Source organism: Luteococcus japonicus (genome assembly GCF_003752415.1).
GTDB classification, from domain to species: domain Bacteria; phylum Actinomycetota; class Actinomycetes; order Propionibacteriales; family Propionibacteriaceae; genus Luteococcus; species Luteococcus japonicus.
This window is the reverse complement of record NZ_RKHG01000001.1, coordinates 3,152,417-3,170,800: the sequence shown is the minus strand read 5'-3', so window position 1 is coordinate 3,170,800 and position 18,384 is coordinate 3,152,417. Positions and strand designations below refer to the sequence as shown.

Sequence of the window (18,384 nt, the reverse complement as noted above, 5' to 3'; positions counted from 1 at the left end):
CCGGAAGGGATCAGCGAGAGACCTTGCCAGCCTTCAGGCAGGCGGTGCACACGTTGACGCGCTTGGCGGTGCCATTGACAACCGCGCGAACACGCTGGATGTTCGGGTTCCAACGACGGTTGGTCTTCTTCTTCGACCACGGCACGTTGTGGCCGAAGCCCGGGCCCTTGGCGCAGACGTCGCACACGGCAGCCATTGGAGTACTCCTCGGTAGATGGATCAGATGTGGGGACGAGGTCCCCGGTGGGTCAGCCCAAAACGGGCAACCCGAGAATGATAGCCCGCCCGGGCCGCGAGGTCCAAACCGGACGACGAAGCAGCCCAGCGGCCACCACTCAGGTGACAATGACCACCGGCACGATCATCGGACGACGACGGTAGGTGTTGGAGACCCACCGGCCGATGGTGCGTCGGACCACCTGCTGCAGGCGATGCGTGTCGTCCACGCCGTCGGTCAGCGCCTTGGTGAGCTCCGAGGCAATCTGCTTCCTGACCTGGGCGAAGGCCTCGTCATTCTCACTGAAACCCCGGGCGTGGATGTCCGGGCCGCTGACCAGGCTCTGCGAGTGCAGGTCCACGGCCGCGACGACGGAGATGAAGCCCTCCTCGCCCAGGATCTTGCGGTCGGTCAGCTCGCTGGTGGTGATGTCACCCACCGTCGAGCCGTCCACGAAGATGTAGCTGGCATCCACCGCGCCCACCACCGTGGCCCTCCCGTCGGCCAGGTCGACCACGGCGCCGTCCTCCACCACCAGGGTGCTCTCTGCGGGGATGCCGGTGGCCTGCGCCAGCTTGGCATTGGCAATCAGGTGGCGGATCTCACCGTGGATCGGCATCGCATTGCGGGGCCGGATCACGTTGTAGCAGTAGAGCAGTTCGCCCGCCGACGCATGCCCGGAGACGTGCACCAGTGCATTTCCCTTGTGCACCACGGTGGCGCCCAACCGGGACAGACCGTTGATCACCCGATAGACGGCATTCTCGTTGCCGGGGATCAGGCTGGAGGCCAACAGCACCGTGTCATGATCCCCCACCTCGATCACCGGGTGCTCCCGGTTGGCGATCCGGCTGAGCGCGCTGAGCGGCTCGCCCTGCGACCCGGTGGAGATGACCACCACCTGGTCGTCGCGGTAGTTGTCAATGTCCTTCAGCTCGATCAGGGTGTCGCCGGGCACCTTCAGAAAGCCCAGGTCCCTCGCCACACTCATGTTGCGCACCATGGATCGCCCCACGTAGACCACCTTGCGGTCATGCTTCACGGCCAGGTCGAGCACCTGCTGCACGCGGTGCACGTGGGAGGCGAAGCAGGCAACGATCAGCTTGTTCTCGGCCCGCTCGAAGACCCGCTCCAGCGCGGGCACGAGGTCCTTCTCCGGCGTGGTGAAGCCGGGCACCTCGGCATTGGTGGAGTCCGCCATGAACAGGTCGACGCCCTCTTCACCCAAGCGCGCGAAGCCGCGCAGGTCCGTGATCCTCCCGTCGAGGGGCAGCTGGTCCATCTTGAAGTCGCCAGTGTGCAGCACCGTCCCGCCGGCAGTCCGGAGGCAGACGGCCAGGGCGTCGGGGATCGAGTGGTTGACGGCGAGGAATTCCAGGTCGAAGTGCTCGCTGACCTTCGCCCGGTCCCCCTCGGCCACCTCCTGCAGGTCCATGTTGCGGATCCGGTGTTCGCGCAGCTTGCCCTCGACCAGGGCCAAGGTGAGCCTGGAGCCCCAGATCGGGATGTCGCTGCGCCGCCGCAGCAGGTAGGGCACCGCCCCGACGTGGTCCTCGTGGCCGTGGGTGAGGACCATGCCGACGATGTCGTCGAGCCGGTCGTCCAGGCGGTCCAGGCCGGGCAGGATCAGGTCAACGCCGGGGTGGTCGTCGTCGGGGAAGAAGACGCCGCAGTCCACCAGCAGGATCTCGCCATTGATCTCGAAGCAGGTCATGTTGCGGCCCACGTCGCCAAGACCGCCCAGCGGGATGATGCGCAGGGTGTCGGGAGCCAGGGCCGGGGGAATCGTCACGTGTGCTGACACGCCGCCAGACTAGCCCGGGGCAGCGCACCGTGTCAGGGCATGAAAAAAGCTGGAGTTGTCCGCTCGGGGGTTCGGACAACTCCAGCCAGGAAGAAGTCTTGCACACATCTGCCATGGTTCAGAAATTGTCCTTCCACGGCGTGGTCGAGGTCTTCTCGGGCGCCCCTAGGATGGCTGCCATGTCCAGTCCCGAGACACCCCAGACGCCCACCCCGCCCGTGGCCCCCAGCGTGCGCCTCGCGATGCCCGCCGAGGCCCTGCAGATCTCCGAGATACAACGCCGTGCCTGGGCGCGCGACGACCTGCAGCGTCGGATGCTCGACGAGGTGGACCTCGACCAGATGGCCGAGGTCTGGCACCGGGCCATCACCCGTCCCCCCTTGGCACACTTCCGCGTCCTGGTGGCCGTGCAGGCCTTTGGCGCGGCCGAGCCGGGAACCGAGCCCGGCAGCACTCGCCAGCGCACCTCCGTCTGCGGTTTCGCCGCCGTGGGGCCCAGTGATGACCCGGATGCGGACCCGACGGACTCGATGGTGGCCGAATTCTGCGTCGACCCGCTGCTGGCGGGGCAGGGGCACGAGGACCGCCTGATGCACGCCGCGGTCAACACCATGCAGGCAGACGGCTACCTGCGCGCCACCTGGTGGTTGCTGTCCACCGACGACCAGATGCGTTCCTGGCTCACCGAGGCGGGTTGGGCGCCGGATGGTGCCCACCGTGAGGTGGGCACCCCGGATGGTGTGCTGCGGGTCAAGCAGATCCGCATGCACACCGACATCTCCCCCTCGACAGGCTCGGGGAACGAGTAGCGGCTAGGCCAGGCCGAGCAGCGCCTCGATTCCCAGGGTCAGCCCCGGGTGCTCGGCGACATTCTCGACGCCCATGATCACCCCGGGCATGTAGGAGGCTCGGTTCATCGAGTCATGCCGGATGGTCAGCGTCTCGCCGTCCTGGCCGAAGAGCACCTCCTGGTGGGCGATCAGGCCCTGCAGGCGCACCGAGTGCACGTGGATGCCGTCGACGACGGCGCCGCGGGCACCATCGGGGTCGATCGTGGTCGCGTCGGGAACCTCACCCAGCCCTGCCTTTTCGCGTGCCTCGGCGATCATCCCGGCGGTGGTGTCGGCGGTGCCGGAGGGAGCATCGGCCTTCTGGGTGTGGTGCAACTCGATGATCTCCACGCTCGGGTAGTACCGGGCGGCCTGCTTGGCGAAGTGCATCATCAGCACGGCACCGATCGAGAAGTTGGAGGCGATCAGGATTCCCACCTCGGGCTTCTCGGACAACCAGCCGCGCAACTGGTCAAGGCGCTCGTCGGTGAAACCCGTCGTGCCGACGACGGCGTGCTTGCCGTGGTCGATGCACCACTTCAGGTTCTCCATCACCGCATCGGGGTGCGTGAAGTCGACGATGACGTCGGCCTTCTCCGCCTCCTCGTGCGGATCACCAACGTCGACGGCCGCCACCAGCTCCAGCCCAGAGGCCTTCTGCACCGCACGGCACACCTCCGCTCCCATGCGTCCATTGGCACCAAAAACTGCGACTCGCGTCACGTCATCTCCTTGGTCGGTTGAGCGGGCGACTGACCCTCTCACGGGCGGACGGGCAAACCCCGGCCGGTTCCACTGCCATTGTGGCAAATCTCACGACTCACGGGGGACTATCTTGGAGGCGTGCCTCCCCTCTTCGACATGCCCAGTGCCGCGCGCCTCGCGACAGTGCCCAGCCTGAAGATCGACGGCGCCCGTGCCGTATGGATCGACGAACACACCATCGCGGTGCCGCGAGAGATGGATGACGCCTCCGGGGCGGTCCGCACCTGGCGCGGCGATGACGTCTCCGACTGGCTGTTGATGTGGTCCCCGTCGGCGCAGACCTCGATCGGTGAGGGCGGCGTCCACGCCCGGGACCTCACCACCATTCCCCTTGCCGTGAACGCCGCCGGGATGGAGACCCGACAGCGCGCCCTGCACCCGCATCTGGTGGGTCACACCGTGCTGCGTGTCCCCGACCAGTGGCAGCGCAGCGTCGCGGAGATGCTCACCGGGCAGCTGCTGGTGGCCCGACGTACCCACGGGCGGATCGCCGAACTGACCGGCCTCCAGCTCGGCCCGGTGATCGACGCCGTCTACGGGCGCAAGGCCTATGCCGACCCCCAGGGCCCGACCTTCCACGACGGACGGATCCAGCTGGGACTGTGGGCCCCCACCGCCCGTCGCGTGGACCTGCTGCTCTGGGAGCCCGATGCCGGGCCGGCGCCCCGGGTGGAGACCGCCCGCCGTCGCAGCATGATGCGCGGCCCGCACGGCACCTGGACCGCACGCCTGGCCGGCGAGGCCGTCGGCTCCCGGTACCTCTTCGAGGTACACGTCTATGTCCCCAGCACCGGCCGGTTGGAGACGAACTTGGTCACCGATCCCTATTCCTCCGGGCTGACCGTGGATTCCCAGCGCTCCGTGCTGGTGGACCTCGAGGATCCCGCCTGGATGCCCGATGACTGGGCGAACTCGGTCGGCCCCCGGCTGGTCAGCCTGGCCGACGCTGCCGTCTACGAACTGCACGTCCGTGACTTCTCCATGACCGATGCCCTGGTGCCGGAGGACCTGCGTGGCAGCTACCTGGCCTTCGGCGTCGACGGCCATGGATCCCGGCACCTGCGACGGCTGGCCCGGGCCGGGCTGAACACCGTCCACCTGCTCCCCTGCTTCGACGTGACGAGCATCCCCGAACAGGCTCTCCAACCGCAGCCCGCCGAAGAGGAACTGCGGATGCTTGCCCCGGACAGCCCGGTGCAGCAGAAGCTGGTGGCCCGCGGCGCCGCACACGACGCCTTCAACTGGGGCTATGACCCCTACCACTGGGGCGCGCCGGAGGGCTCGTACACCTCGCGACCGGAGGCCGCCGATGGCGCCCGCCGGACCCGCGAGTTCCGCCAGATGGTGCACGCCCTGCACGGTCTGGGGCTGCGAGTGGTGATGGACCAGGTCTTCACCCACACCGGCGCCTCCGGCCAGAACCCGTTCAGCGTGCTGGACCGGATCGTGCCCGGCTACCACCACCGGCTGGATGCACGTGGCGCGCCGGAGGGCTCCACCGCGGCCAACAATGTCGCCACCGAACGGCTGATGACCGAGCGGCTGATGGTGGACATGGTCGTGCGCTGGGCCAAGCACTACCACGTCGACGGATTCCGCTTCGACCTGATGGGCCACTCCAGCGTCCGCAACATGGCCCGGGTGCGGGCCGCGCTGGACAAGCTGACCCTCACCGATGACGGCGTCGACGGCCACGGGGTCTACCTCTACGGCGAGGGCTGGAACTTCGGCGAGGTGGCGGACAATGCGCTGTTCACCCAGGCCGTCCAGGGGCAGCTGTCCGGCACCCGGATCGCCACCTTCAACGACCGGATCCGCGACGCCGTGCGCGGCGGGCGCCCCTTCGACGAGGACCCTCGACGGCAGGGCTTCGGCACCGGCCTGGCCACCGATCCCAATGGCGCGGCCTGCAATCGCGAACCGGAGCGGATGCTGGGCCACGACACGGACCTGCTGATGCTGGGGCTGACCGGAAACCTGGCCGACTACCTGGTGCCGTGCACCGACGGCACCACCCGCCGCGGAGCGGACATCGACTATGGCGGCCGCCCCGCCGGCTACGCCATCGAGCCCACCGACGTGATCAACTACGTCGACGCGCATGACAACGAGACCCTGTGGGACGCCCTGCTGCTGAAGCTGCCGGTGGGGATGGACATGGGGAGCCGGATACGGATGAACACGCTGTGCCTGGCCACCGTTGCGCTCGGCCAGGCGCCCTTCCTGTGGCATGCCGGGGCGGACCTGCTGCGCAGCAAGTCCCTGGACCGCAATTCCTACAATGCCGGCGACTGGTTCAACCGGCTCGACTGGACCGGCGAGGACAACGGCTTCGGCCACGGCCTGCCCAGCGCCGACGACAACATGACCCGCTGGCACTGGCTGCGCCCCCTACTGCGCGAGAGCTCCCTGAAGCCCACGGCCGAGGACGTGATGGAGGCGGCCCGGCAGGCCGAGATGCTGCTGCGGCTGCGCCGATCCACCCGGCTCTTCCGGCTCGGCACCGCCGAGCTGGTCCGCACCAAGCTGTCCTTCCCCCTCTCCGGCACGGAGCGTGCCGTTCCCGGCGTCATCACCATGCACATCGACGACCGCTTCGGACCCCGGATCGACCAGGACCTGCTGGGCGTCGTGGTGGTCTTCAACACCCGGGGTGAGGACGTGCGGCAGGAGATTTCCGGCCTGGCCGGCGAACGGCTGGTCATCAACCCGGTGCAGCTGGACGGCCCCACCGACGTGATGCGCCGGGCGCGCTTCGACGGCGGGGTCTTCGAGGTGCCCGCCCGTACGGTGGCGGTCTTCAACCACATGCCCTCCTGAGCCCGCCGTGACCCGAGTCTGGCTGCGCCGTGGCCCCGCCGCGGACGCCCACCGGCTGGTGCTCGCCCTGGCTGCCGAGCTGGCCGGGGGACGGCCCCGGCTGGTGCACGCCTGCGGCCGGTGCGGCAGCGATGCGCACGGCCGCCCGGTGGTGCTCTGCACCCCGCGCCCGGTCCACGCGAGCGTGGCGCGGGACAGCTCCGGCCGGCTGGCCGTGGTGGCCGCCTGCCTGGACGGCCCGGTGGGCGTGGACGTGGAAGGAGCCGGAGCCGCTGACTTTCCCGACTTCGACGCAGTGGCGCTGCACCCGTCGGAAGCGGCCGGCGATGCGGCGGAACGAACCCGGCTGTGGGTCCGCAAGGAGGCGGCACTGAAGGCCCGCGGCACCGGTCTCACCGTGGATCCGCGCAGTCTTGCCGTGCAGCAGGAGCTGGCCTGGCTCGTCGACGTGGACCTGGGGCCGGGCTGGGCCTGCGCAGTCGCGCTGGGGGACGAGGCCGTCAGCGGCGAAGGACCGGTAGCCCTGGAAGTCGTGGCTGGTTGAGCCACGCGTCGAGGGTGGCTGCCAGCTCGAAACCGTCGTCGGAGGCGAATTCGATGCAGTGGTCCACGAACATCTTGGTGGTCACGATGCCGCCGGCGTGGGTGGCGGTCCAGGACTGCAGCATCCGGAAGAAGGCGTCATCGCCGAGGCAGGCACGTACCGCGTGCAGGGTCAGCGCGCCGCGCTTGTAGACCCAGTCGTCGAACATGTTGGGCATGCCGGGTTCGGTGAGCACCAGCCCCTGCTTCTCCTGCGCCAGGTCCCGGTGGTGGCGTTCGGCCTGGGCCTGCACGTCCAGCACCCGCGGATCCGTGGCGGCGCGGTGGTCCGCCCACAGCCATTCCGAATAGCAGGCGAATCCCTCGTGCAGCCAGATGTCTGCCAGCTGGCTTGCGGTGACGCTGTTGCCGAACCACTGGTGGGACAGCTCATGGGCCACCAGGCGTTCGTTCTCCCAGGTGGGCCGGGCGAAGTTGCGCCCGAAGGAGCTCAGCCCCTGGGCCTCCAGCGGGATCTCCAGCACGTCATTGGCCACCACGGCGCGGTACTGCCGGAAGGGGTAGGGGCCGAACAGGTCGACGAAGTGGCGCACCATCTCCGCCTGGTGCTCGAAGGCGGTGCCGGCACCGACGGCGACGTGCGGCGGGTGGACGATCTGCACCGGCACCGGAGCACCCGAGAGATCGGTGGTGACGTAGTGGCCGATCTGCACGGTGGCCAGGTAGGGCGCCATCGGGGCGTCCATCTCGTAGACCCAGCGCGTGCTGCCGCCACGGTTCTCCTGGTCCACCAGGGTGCCGTTGGCGACGACGTGGTAGCTCTGGGCCACGTCGAGCTGGATCCGGTAGGTGGCCTTGTCCGCGGCGTCGTCATTGCACGGGAACCAACCGGGCGCGCCCTGCGGCTGGGAACCGACCAGGACCCCGTCGGTCAGTTCCTCCCAGCCGGCGGCGCCGTGCACGCCGGGCACGGGGCGCGGCTTGCCGGCACAGTTCACCGTCACCCGGAAGCGGTCCCCCGCTTCGGCGGCGCCCAGCTCCACCAGGAGCTTGCGATTGCGGGTACGGTGGCGGGCCTTGGTGCCGTCGACGAGCACCTTGGAGACCTGCAGGCCGGACAGGTCCAGCTCCAGCTGCTTGGCGTCGGCCACCATCTCCACGTCCAGCACCGCGACCTCGTCGAGCCGATTCGTGGTGACCTTGTAGTCCAGCCGCAGGTCGTAGTGACGCACGCGGTAGCGGTCGTCGCCGTGTCCGGAAAGGTACGGATCCGGCGCGGCCATCTGGGTCTCCTCGTGCTCGTCGTCTTCGTGCGGACTCTTCGTGCGGACTCTTCGTGCGGACAGGGATACAGCCTAGGCCCCTCAGTCCTCCCACGGTCCAATCGGATTGCCGATCCAGCGCGTCTTGTCCGGCACGGACTCGCCGCGCATCACCAGCGAGACCGGTCCGACCGTGGCGTGCTTGCCCAGCGTCGAGGCCGGCAGGATCACCGAGTTGGGGCCCAGGGTGGCGCCGCGTCCCAGCGTGACGGTGTCCATGGACAGCACCCGGTCGTGGAAGAGGTGGGTCTGCACCACGCACCCCTTGTTGACCGTCGCCCCTTGTGCGAGGTGGATCAGGTCGTGTTCGGGCAGCCAGTAGGTCTCGCACCACACGCCACGGCCAATCTTCGCACCCATGCTGCGGAAGTAGACATTGAGCAGCGGGGTACCGGGGATCCAGCGCAGCAGCCACGGCACGGCGACGGACTCGACGAAGGTGTCGGCCAGTTCGCCGCGCCACACGAAGCCGGACCACAGCGGGTGTTCCGAGGGCTTCCAACGGCCCACCAGCAGCCACTTGGCGGCCACCGCGAAGCCGACCGCCACGGCACCACAGGCGAGCAGCACGACGCCACTGGCCAGGGCCGGCGCCCACCAGCCGATCCGGTGCGCCAGCCAGAACAGCGCGGCGGCAACGGCCAGGTGGATGCCCAGGTGGGTGAGCAGGGCCAGCACCCGGCAGGTCTCGACGAGGCCGCGGGCCACCCGCAGCCGGCGCGGCGGGGCGTACGTGCGCTCAGCGTCGACGTCGTTCTCCACCCGTCGTAGCTTCGCCGGCGGGGAACCCACCCAGGAGGCACCCGCCTTGGCCTTCTTGCGACGCGGCGCGGCGGACAGCACCGCCACCAGGGAACGCTTGGGCACCTTGCGTCCGGGGGCTGCCATGCCGGAGTTCCCGACGAAGGCGCCCTTGCCGATCTTCACCTTCTCGATCCGCAGCCAGCCACCGCCCAGCTCATAGCCGCCGATCAGGGTGTCGTCGGCCAGGAAGGCCCCTGCACCGACGCTGGTCAGCGACGGGATCATCAGCACGGTGGAGGCCTCGGCGTCCTTGCCCATGTCTGCGCCCAGCGCGCGCAGCCACCAGGTGGTGGCCGCCCCGGCGTAGAGCGGGAAGAGCCAGGTGCGGGCCTCGTCCATCAGGCGCATCGTCGCCCACGCCTGCAGCGCCTGACGGCCCTGGACGGGGTGGTGACCGGGACGCAGGCCGACGCCGAGGGCGCGGATCCACAGCCAGACCATCGCCACCAGGGACGCATATCCGGCCAGGCCCGCCAGCGGCAGCCAGAGCAGCGCGGCGCGCAGGGCGCCGGTCAGGCTGGTCGTCGCGGACATCGCGGGCCAGGCCACGGCCGCCCCGACGCCGATCGCGAGCACCGGCAGCAGCGAGATGCCGATCCCGGTCAGGCCGTAGAGCCAGGTCCACGCCTGGCGGGCCGGCGGACGGGCCTCCCACGGACCGCGGGCCTCCCCGATCCGCACCGCCGGGGAACCCGACCAGTGCTCACCGGGCGGAACCTTCCCGAAGACCGCCGAGCCGGGTGAGATCTCGGCACCGGCACCCACCCGGGCCCCACCCACCAGGGTGGAACGGGCGCCGATCCGCGCCTCGCGCCCCACCTGGACGTGCCCCAGGTGAAGGGTGGCGCCATCGATCCAGTGCCCGGACAGGTCCACCTCGGACTCGATGGAGCAGCCGTCCTCCAGCGTCAGGTGGCCGGTGATGGGCGGCATGGCGTGCAGGTCGATGCCGCGGCCCACGTCGCACCCCAGCAGTCGGGCGTACCAACGCACCAGACCGGCACCGGAGATCAGGCCGGCTCCCAGTTCGTCGGCCACGCGTTCGGCCAGCCAGACGCGGAGGTGCACCTTGCCGCCGCGTGGATAGCTGCCGGGTGTGATGCCGCGCAGGATGGTGCGAGCGGCCAGTGCACTCAGCGCGAGGCGGCCGGGCGGGAAGACCAGCATCGCCCAGCCCAGCGTCAGCGCCCACCACGGTGCCACCGGGAGCGCGGTGACCGGGAAAGCCCAGCCCAGTTCCCCGGCCAGCCGACAGCCCAGGGCCAGCCAGAAGAGCCAGCGCAGCCCACTGATGGTGCGCAGACCCAGCAGGGCGGCCAGCTGGCCGGCCTGGGTCTTGCGCGGTACCGGGTGGACGGGCTCGTTCAGACGCCCGGACGGGGAGGTCTGGGCGTCGAACCAGTCGGCGAAGGAGCCGATGGCCGGGTGTTCGTAGACGTCGGCGACGGTGACGCTGGGGTTGCGCTCGCGGACCCGGGCCACGATCTGCGCGGCGGTCAGCGAGCCGCCGCCCAGGGTGAAGAAGTCCTCGTCGGGCATGGCGGGGCGACTGCCCAGCACGTCGCGCCAGATGCCGGCCACCCAGCGGCCCGTCTCTGTGAGGTCCGAGTCTCCGCCTTCGGCGTCGGGCAGTGGCCAGGGCAGTGCGTCGCGATCGATCTTTCCGCTGGTGCGGGTGGGCAGGTCCTCGACGACGGCGAGCCGCGGCACCAGGGCAGCAGGCATGTCGGCCCGAAGCTTGGCAAGGCTGGCAGCCTTGTCGAAGGTCTCGTCGACGGTGAGGTAGCCGACGATCAGTGCATTGCCGCTGGCGGTCTTGCGCACGGCGGCGGCGGCACCCTGCACGCCGGGCAGCTGGAGCAGGGCGGAGTCGATCTCGCCCAGCTCGATCCGGCGGCCACCCACCTTCACCTGGTCATCGGCGCGGCCGCGGAAGAGCAGCCCGGCCGGGTCGTTGACCACCACGTCACCGGAGCGGTAGGCGCGTTCCCAGCCCAGGCTGGGCATCGGGGCGTACTTCTCGGCGTCCTTCTCGGGGTCCAGGTAGCGGGCCAGCCCGACGCCGCCGATGATCAGCTCCCCCTCCCCGCCCTCTGGGACCGGGTTGCCCTCGGCGTCGACGACGGCCAGGTCCCAGCCGTCGAGCGGAAGCCCGATCCGTACGGGCGGTGTGCCGTCGAGCTGCGCGGCGCAGGCGACGACGGTCGCCTCGGTGGGGCCGTAGGTGTTCCACACCTCGCGGGACGCGGTGGCGAAGCGGGCGCCCAGTTCCGGCGGACAGGCCTCGCCGCCGACGATCAGCAGCCGGACCCGGTCCATTGCCTCGGTGGGCCACAGACTGACCAGCGTGGGCACGGTGGACACGACGGTGATCCGGTTGGCGATCAACCACGGCCCCAGGTCCACGCCCGACTTCACCAGGCTGCGGGGCGCGGGAACCAGGCAGCCGCCGTAGGCCCAGGCCAGCCACATCTCCTCACAGCTGGCGTCGAAGGCCACGCTGAGGCCGGCCATCACCCGGTCCCCGGGGCCCAGCGGCTTGCCCTGCAGGAAGAGGCGCGCCTCCGCGTCGACGAAGGCAGCGGCACTGCGGTGGCTGACGGCCACGCCCTTGGGTTTTCCGGTGGATCCGGAGGTGAAGATCACCCAGCAGTCGTCGGCCAGACCAGGTTCGGTGTCCTCGTGGGGCTCACGAACTGCGGTCAGACGGCTCGTGACCACCAGGTCCTTGGTGATCACGGCGGCCGCCGCGGACTCCTCGAAGACGGTGCGGGCACGTTCGTCGGGGTCATCGGCGTCGACCGGCACGTAGGCGGCTCCCGCCAGCAGGATGCCCATGATGGCGACATAGAGGTCTGCGGAGCCCGACGGCACCCGCACCCCCACCTTGTCCCCACGGCCGATCCCCAGACCTGCCAGTTCTGCGGCCACCTCACCGGCGGCCTCACTGAACTCGTCGTAGGTCAGCACCTGGCCACCGGCATCCAGGGCGGGCTGGTCACCGAAGCGTTCGCAGACGTCGTCGAAGCACTCCACCAGCGTGCGGGGGGCCGGGGCACGGCGGCCCCGCAGCAGTGGGTCGACGACGGTGGGTTGGGGAGGTTCTGCAGCACTCACCCCGCGCAGTATGCCCACCTCAGGTGAACAATGCTCGACGACATGCCAACGACCGGGATGATGCCCGGTGTGCAGCTACCCGTGCTGGCCATGCAACGGGTCCAGCACCCGTCGCAGGAAGGCCTGGGTGCGGGGATGCTGCGGGTGGTCGATCACGTCGGCCGGTGCGCCCTGTTCCACCACCACACCGGCGTCCATGAAGAGCACCTGGTCCGCCACATCACGGGCAAAGCGCATCTCATGGGTGACCACCAGCATGGTGCGTCCCTCGTCAGCCAACTGCCGCATCACGCCCAAGACCTCGCCCACCAGTTCCGGGTCAAGGGCACTGGTGGGTTCGTCGAACAGGAGCAGGTCTGGGCGCTGGGCCAGGGCCCGGGCGATGCCCACGCGCTGCTGCTGCCCGCCGGACAGCTGGTGCGGATACTTGTCCGCCTGGTCGGCCAGGCCCACCTTGGCCAGCAGTTCACGCCCCTCCTGCTCCGCCTCCGTGCGCGGGTGGCCCTGCACCAGAACGGGGCCCTCGGTGACATTCTCAAGCACGGTGCGGTGCCCGAACAGGTTGTGCTGCTGGAAGACCATGCCGCTGTGGGCGCGCAGCACGACCACCTCCCGGGCAGACTCCCCCACGGCGTGACCATGCCGCCCGCGCCTGAGCGTGGCGAAGTCGACCGTCGTGTCCTGGATCCGCACGATGCCCTCGTCGGGCAGGTGGACGGGAGAGGTCATAGCGGGCCGTGCGTTCCGGATTCTTGGTGACCTGGTTGGCGATGATGTCGATCCGGCCAGAGTCCAGTGCGGCGAAGATCGAGTCCCACGGCGTCTCGACATAGCTCACCTCGACACCGAGGCGGCGCGCCACCTCGTTGAAGTACTCGATGTCATAGCCGGTGAGTTTGCTTCCCTCGTGGAAGCTGAAGGGCGGGTATACCCCCTCAGTTCCCACCTTCAGGGTCTTGGGAAGCTCGGCGGGGCGCGGGTCGGACTCGGCGCGGGCGGTCTGGGCGACGGCCGGCACCGCGAGCAGGGCGGCCAGCGCCAGCGCGAGCCCGGTGAACCACCGGAGGAGGGCCCGTGGACGGGCGGGATTGCTGTTCACACGGCGAGACTAGGGGCCGAAACCAACCTCCACCGCGGTGTGTCAGTGGGCGATATCGCCCCGGGCCCAGCCTTCGCGCAGCCGGTGGGCGGCACCGCGCGGGGCCGCGGCACCGGCCATGCTGATCACGGGAGCCGGGGCCAGCACGTCGCGGGCCAGCGCGTTGACCTCGTCGAGGGTGACGGCATGGAAGGCTTCGAGCATCTCGTCAAGGGTGCGCTGTTCACCGGCCAGTTCCGCGGCACCCAGACGGCTCATCCGGGAACCCGGATTCTCGTAGTGCAGGATACTCTGCCCCACCAGTTGGCCCTTGGCAGCGTCCAGTTCGTCGGCGGTGATGCCGTTCTCACGCACGTCGACGACGATGGTGCGCACCACGTCCATGATCTCGGCGGTGCGTCCTGGCAGTGCCTGCCAGTCGATGGTCATCAGCCCGGCATCACTCCAGGCGGACTCCGAGCAGTCGATGGTGTAGGCCAGGGCGCGACGTTCCCGCACCTCCAGGAAGAGGCGGGAGCTCATCCCTCCTCCCAGGGCGACGGCCAGCAGGGCCAGCGCCTCCCGGCGGGGGTCTCGGTTGCCGAAGGTCTCGAAACCCAGCACCACGGAGGTCTGGGACAGGTCATTGCTGCGCACCCGGACCGGCCGGCGGGCCGACGGGCGTGCGGGCGTGCGGTGCGCTTCGCGGGGGCCGGTGAGGGCTTCGTCGAAATCGGCCAGGGCGGCGCACAGCGAGTCGTGGTCGACGTCACCGACGGCGCAGACCACGATCCTCCCGCTGGTGTAGGTGCGCCGCCAGTAGTCACGCACGCGTTGGGTGCTCATCCGACGGATCGACGTGGATGATCCGATCACCGTGGGAGCCAGCATGGTGCCGTCGAAGAGGGCCGCGATGACGCCCTCGATCGCCACCTCGGAGGGGTCGTCGTCGTGCATGGCGATCTCGTCGAGGATCACCTCCCGCTCCGTCCCCAGGTCTGTGGCGGTGACCAGTGAGCGGGAGAGCATGTCGGTCAGCACGTCCAGGGCGGTTACGGCCTGGTCGTCGAGCACCCGGGCGTGGAAGCAGGTGTACTCGCGGGTGGTGTAGGCATTGAGGTCTCCGCCGAACCGTTCGACGGCGGCGGAGATCTCCTCCGCGGTGCGCGTCGGGGTGCCCTTGAACAGGACGTGCTCCAGGAAGTGACTGGCACCGTGTTCTCCGGGGCCCTCGTCGCGGGAGCCGACACCGACGAAGACGCCGATGTTGAAGGCGCGGGCCCCCGGCACGTGTTCGGTGACCACGCGCAGGCCATGGGGCAAGGTGCTTCGACGGATCGGGTTCATGGATTCCTTCGTCCCCTCGACAGGCCCGGGGATCGTGAGGTTCGGGAATGCCCACGGCCACGCCACCGGTGGGTGGCGTGGCCGTGGGGTTGTCTCAGGCGAGTGGGATCACTCGGCGGCGGGAGCCTCGGTGGACTCCTCGGCCTTCTCCTCGACAACGGGGATCAGCGAGAGCTTGCCGCGCTCGTCGACCTCGTTGATCTCCACCTGCAGCTTCTGGCCGACGCTCAGCACGTCCTCGACGGACTCGACGCGCTGGTTGTTGTTCAGCGGCTTCAGCTTGGAGATGTGCAGCAGGCCGTCCTTGCCGGGGAGCAGGGAGATGAAGGCGCCGAAGGCCGTCAGCTTGACGACGGTACCCAGGTAGCGCTCGCCCTTCTCCGGCATGGTCGGGTTGGCGATCGAGTTGATCATGCTGCGCGCAGCCTCGGCCGCCTCGCCGTTGTCGGCACCGATGTAGATGGTGCCGTCGTCCTCGATGGAGATGTTGGCGCCGGTCTCGTCCTGCATCTGGTTGATCATCTTGCCCTTCGGGCCGATGACCTCGCCGATCTTGTCGACGGGGATCTTCACCGTGATGATGCGCGGAGCGTAGGGGTTCATCTCGTCGGGACCCTCGATGGCCTCGCCCATGACCTCCAGGAGGGTGTGGCGGGCCTCACGGGCCTGCAGCAGCGCACCGGCCAGCACATCGGCGGGGATGCCGTTGAGCTTGGTGTCCAGCTGCAGGGCGGTGACGAACTCGCTGGTGCCGGTGACCTTGAAGTCCATGTCACCCAGCGCGTCCTCGGCGCCCAGGATGTCGGTCAGCGCGACGTACTTGGTCTGGCCGTCGATCTCCTCGCTCATCAGGCCCATGGCGATGCCGGCGACGGGGGCCTTCAGCGGCACACCGGCGTTCAGCAGGGACATGGTGGAGGCGCAGACGGAACCCATCGACGTGGAGCCGTTGGAGCCCAGCGCCTCGGAGACCTGACGGATGGCGTAGGGGAACTCCTCGCGCGGCGGGATGACCGGCACCAGGGCGCGCTCGGCGAGCGCTCCGTGGCCGATCTCGCGACGCTTGGGGGAACCCACACGGCCGGTCTCACCAGTCGAGTAGGGCGGGAAGTTGTAGTTGTGCATGTAGCGCTTGGTGGTCTCCGGGTTCAGAGTGTCCAGCTTCTGCTCCATGTCCAGCATGTTCAGGGTGGAGACGCCCAGGATCTGGGTCTCGCCACGCTGGAAGAGTGCCGAACCGTGCACACGCGGGATCACGCCGACCTCGGCGGACAGGGTGCGAATGTCGCGCACGCCACGGCCGTCGATGCGGACCTGCTCGGTGAGGGTGCGGTGACGCACGATCTTCTTGGTCAGAGCCTTGAAGGCGGCCGAGACGTCAGTGGGCTCGAGCTCCTGATGGGCTTCGATGACCTGCTGGCGCAGGGCGTGGGTGGCATCGTCGCGCTCCTGCTTGCTGGCGATGGTCATCGCCTTGGCCAGCTCGTCCTTGACGGACTGGACGGCGGCGAAGGCCTCGTCGGAGTACTCGGCGAAGACCGGGAAGTCGTAGGTCTCCTTGGGCAGCTGGGCGGCCAGCTCGGACTGGGCATCGCACAGCGCCTTGATGAAGGGCTTGGCGGCGTCCAGGCCCTGGGCGACGACCTCCTCGGTGGGAGCGGTCTTGCCGGAGCGCACGAGCTCCCAGGTGGCCTCGGTGCCGCCGGCCTCCACCATCATGATGGCGACGTCACCGTCGGGCAGCACGCGGCCGGCCACGGCCATGCCGAAGGTGGCGTCCTTCATCTGCTCCACGGTCGGGAAGCAGACCCACTGGTCGTCGATCAGGGCGACGCGCACGCCACCGATCGGGCCGCTGAAGGGCAGCCCGGCGATCTGGGTGGACATCGAGGCCGCATTGATGGCGATGACGTCGTAGTAGACCTCGGGGTTGAGGGCCATGACGGTCACGACGACCTGGACCTCGTTGCGCAGACCCTTCACGAAGGAGGGGCGCAGCGGGCGGTCGATCAGGCGACAGGCGAGGATGGCGCCCTCGCTGGGGCGACCCTCGCGGCGGAAGAAGCTTCCGGGGATGCGGCCGGCGGCGTACATCCGCTCCTCGACGTCCACCGTCAGGGGGAAGAAGTCGATGGAGTCGCGCGGGGTCTTCTGCGCGGTGGTGGCACTCAGCAGCATGGTGTCGCCGTTGAGGTAGACGGCGGCGGCGCCGTCGGCCTGCTGGGCGAGCAGGCCCGCCTCGAAGCGGACGGTGTGCTTGCCGTGCTTGCCGTTGTCGATGATGGCTTCTGCGAACTTCACGTCGGGTCCCTCCATGGGGACTCCTTTCTCTTGTGCAGGCAACACCCACACCAGGTGGCAGCCTCGTGCTGCCGGCCGACATGTGCCGGTCTTCGATCGAGGCTCGCGGGGCGTCGGCGTCGACGTGGACGCGCTGACCCGAGAACCACTACCGAGGACCAGGCGACGATGACCGACGGTCTGGGTGTCCTGCGGATACTTTCTCGAACTGTTCAGTTGTATGACCCAGCCTAGCGAAGACCGCCGACAGAACCGGCGAATCGCTCCCCGAGCCTGTCGCGACGAACCCGTACCGGGCCGGATGCGACGAGGGGGAGTGGCCACGAAGGCCACTCCCCCTCACACGGTGTCTGCGATCAGCGACGCAGACCCAGGCGCTTGATGAGCTCACGGTAGTGCTCGATGTCCTGCTTCATCACGTAGTTGAGCAGGCGGCGACGCTGGCCGACCATCAGCATCAGGCCACGGCGGCTGTGGTGGTCGCCCTTGTGCTCCTTGAGGTGCTCGGTCAGGTGGGAGATGCGCTTGCTGAGCAGCGCGATCTGCACGTCGGGAGAGCCGGTGTCGCCGGGAGCGACTGCGTACTCTTCAATGGTCTTCTTCTTCTCGGCAGCGTCCATGACGATGCTCTCCTCTCGGTTTCCCGTTGCGCGGCGCCCCCGTGCCGGTGCAGTGGGGGCTCTTTGTGGGCCGCGGCCGATCAAACGGCAACGGTCAACGATAGCAGCTCGAGCCTGCGGGCAACCAATCGAGGCCCCGCCCACCCGGGGCACCCGGGGCACCCGGGGCACCCGGGGCACCCGGGGCAACCGGGGCAACCGGGGCACCCGAAGCACCCGAAGCACCCGAGACCAGACCGTGGACTGATCCCCGGCGGACCGGGCGCCGACTACTGTGGGCCGTGATCGGTGCGTCACCCCGCACCCCTTCACCCCGTTCGTAAGGAGCACACGATGAGCGAAGTCACCGCACGCCGCGCAGAGGAGCGCGATCTGGACGACCTGCGTGCCCACCAGCCCCGCCCGGAGATCGACCTGGTCGGACAGCGTTTCGAGGAGATGGCGAAGGAGACCGGCATCCTCGCCGTGGCCGAGCACGAGGGCCAGATCGTCGGGAGCGGCTTCCTCGACTTCGTCGACGAGGCCCTGCAGCCCGAGGTCAAGAACCTGTGGATCTACCCCGAGCACCGGGGCCTCGGCGCCGGGCAGGCGCTGTGGACCTGGTTGGAGGTCCAGGCCAGGGACAAGGGCTATGACGAGGTCTTCCTCTCGGTGGCCCCGGACAATGCCAAGGCCATCTCCCTGTTCCTGCAGCTTGGCTACGCCCCCACCGGCGACCACCTGATCATCGACAACCCCTCCACCCATGTCGTCGCGGACCCGGACCAGGTGAGCATGCACTACGCGATCTACCGCAAGAGCCTGCGCGCCTACTGA

13 protein-coding genes and 1 pseudogene are annotated in these 18,384 nt (G+C 69.2%); 4 read left to right on the top strand and 10 right to left on the bottom strand.

Features of this window, described 5'->3' with window-relative positions; translation table 11 throughout:
- Positions 1-10: 10 nt before the first annotated feature.
- Together rpmB and EDD41_RS15080 are read right to left on the bottom strand one after the other, a co-directional pair.
- Positions 11-196, bottom strand: a complete 186-nt coding sequence (gene rpmB, locus EDD41_RS15085) for a 50S ribosomal protein L28 (RefSeq protein WP_094764205.1) — start codon at positions 194-196, stop codon at positions 11-13.
- A 139-nt stretch (positions 197-335) separates the two neighbouring features.
- Positions 336-2,021 carry a ribonuclease J gene (locus EDD41_RS15080; RefSeq protein ID WP_245995671.1) on the bottom strand — a complete coding sequence of 562 codons (1,686 nt, stop codon included), beginning with the start codon at positions 2,019-2,021 and terminating at the stop codon, positions 336-338.
- A 179-nt stretch (positions 2,022-2,200) separates the two neighbouring features.
- Between EDD41_RS15080 and EDD41_RS15075 the strand changes: the two genes are divergently transcribed.
- Positions 2,201-2,830 (top strand): GNAT family N-acetyltransferase, encoded by a 630-nt coding sequence (locus tag EDD41_RS15075; protein WP_123576460.1) that lies wholly within the window; start codon positions 2,201-2,203, stop codon positions 2,828-2,830.
- A gap of 3 nt (positions 2,831-2,833) precedes the next feature.
- Here the strand turns inward: EDD41_RS15075 and dapB are convergent, their stop codons facing one another.
- Complete coding sequence (dapB, locus tag EDD41_RS15070) at positions 2,834-3,574, bottom strand: 4-hydroxy-tetrahydrodipicolinate reductase (RefSeq protein ID WP_123576459.1); 741 nt, start codon at positions 3,572-3,574, stop codon at positions 2,834-2,836.
- Positions 3,575-3,694: 120 nt separating this feature from the next.
- Here dapB and pulA point away from each other — a divergent pair, with 120 nt between their 5' ends.
- Both pulA and EDD41_RS15060 read left to right on the top strand, forming a co-directional pair.
- Positions 3,695-6,436: a pullulanase-type alpha-1,6-glucosidase gene (gene pulA, locus EDD41_RS15065; protein WP_123576458.1), complete on the top strand. Its 2,742-nt coding sequence runs from the start codon at positions 3,695-3,697 to the stop codon at positions 6,434-6,436.
- Between the two features lie 7 nt (positions 6,437-6,443).
- On the top strand, positions 6,444-6,980 hold the full coding sequence (locus EDD41_RS15060; RefSeq protein ID WP_123576457.1) for a 4'-phosphopantetheinyl transferase family protein: 537 nt from the start codon (positions 6,444-6,446) through the stop codon (positions 6,978-6,980).
- Here the strand turns inward: EDD41_RS15060 and EDD41_RS15055 are convergent.
- The 7 genes and pseudogenes from EDD41_RS15055 to rpsO all read right to left on the bottom strand — a co-directional run bounded on the left by EDD41_RS15055 (position 6,937) and on the right by rpsO (position 17,568).
- Positions 6,937-8,262, bottom strand: a complete 1,326-nt coding sequence (locus tag EDD41_RS15055; RefSeq protein WP_123576456.1) for a M1 family metallopeptidase — start codon at positions 8,260-8,262, stop codon at positions 6,937-6,939. The two genes, EDD41_RS15060 and EDD41_RS15055, sit on opposite strands and share 44 nt — an antisense overlap.
- An 81-nt stretch (positions 8,263-8,343) precedes the next feature.
- Entirely contained in the window at positions 8,344-12,222 is a 3,879-nt protein-coding gene (locus EDD41_RS15050; protein WP_123576455.1) for a Pls/PosA family non-ribosomal peptide synthetase, read from the bottom strand.
- A gap of 75 nt (positions 12,223-12,297) precedes the next feature.
- Entirely contained in the window at positions 12,298-12,951 is a 654-nt protein-coding gene (locus tag EDD41_RS15045) for an amino acid ABC transporter ATP-binding protein (RefSeq protein ID WP_425454338.1), read from the bottom strand.
- A gap of 43 nt (positions 12,952-12,994) precedes the next feature.
- Positions 12,995-13,168: pseudogene (locus EDD41_RS17645) on the bottom strand (transporter substrate-binding domain-containing protein); the annotation flags it as partial.
- A 195-nt stretch (positions 13,169-13,363) separates the two neighbouring features.
- Positions 13,364-14,647 carry a M16 family metallopeptidase gene (locus EDD41_RS15035; RefSeq protein ID WP_123576453.1) on the bottom strand — a complete coding sequence of 428 codons (1,284 nt, stop codon included), beginning with the start codon at positions 14,645-14,647 and terminating at the stop codon, positions 13,364-13,366.
- Positions 14,648-14,755: 108 nt separating this feature from the next.
- Positions 14,756-16,963, bottom strand: coding sequence for a polyribonucleotide nucleotidyltransferase (locus EDD41_RS15030; RefSeq protein WP_094764195.1), 2,208 nt, complete (start codon positions 16,961-16,963; stop codon positions 14,756-14,758).
- 341 nt (positions 16,964-17,304) lie between these two features.
- The gene (gene rpsO / locus EDD41_RS15025; RefSeq protein ID WP_094764194.1) at positions 17,305-17,568 is read right to left on the bottom strand and encodes a 30S ribosomal protein S15; all 264 of its coding nucleotides are present in this window, start codon (positions 17,566-17,568) and stop codon (positions 17,305-17,307) included.
- Positions 17,569-17,901: 333 nt separating this feature from the next.
- Between rpsO and EDD41_RS15015 the strand changes: the two genes are divergently transcribed.
- Positions 17,902-18,384 carry a GNAT family N-acetyltransferase gene (locus tag EDD41_RS15015; protein ID WP_094764193.1) on the top strand — a complete coding sequence of 161 codons (483 nt, stop codon included), beginning with the start codon at positions 17,902-17,904 and terminating at the stop codon, positions 18,382-18,384.

Coding starts and splice junctions, on each gene's coding strand:
- rpsO (WP_094764194.1), bottom strand. CDS start 17,568: ATGGACGCTGCCGAGAAGAAGAAGACCATTGAAGAGTACGCAGTCGCT.
- EDD41_RS15015 (WP_094764193.1), top strand. CDS start 17,902: ATGAGCGAAGTCACCGCACGCCGCGCAGAGGAGCGCGATCTGGACGAC.
- EDD41_RS15045 (WP_425454338.1), bottom strand. CDS start 12,951: ATGACCTCTCCCGTCCACCTGCCCGACGAGGGCATCGTGCGGATCCAG.
- EDD41_RS15030 (WP_094764195.1), bottom strand. CDS start 16,963: ATGGAGGGACCCGACGTGAAGTTCGCAGAAGCCATCATCGACAACGGC.
- EDD41_RS15035 (WP_123576453.1), bottom strand. CDS start 14,647: ATGAACCCGATCCGTCGAAGCACCTTGCCCCATGGCCTGCGCGTGGTC.
- EDD41_RS15055 (WP_123576456.1), bottom strand. CDS start 8,262: ATGGCCGCGCCGGATCCGTACCTTTCCGGACACGGCGACGACCGCTAC.
- rpmB (WP_094764205.1), bottom strand. CDS start 196: ATGGCTGCCGTGTGCGACGTCTGCGCCAAGGGCCCGGGCTTCGGCCAC.
- EDD41_RS15075 (WP_123576460.1), top strand. CDS start 2,201: ATGTCCAGTCCCGAGACACCCCAGACGCCCACCCCGCCCGTGGCCCCC.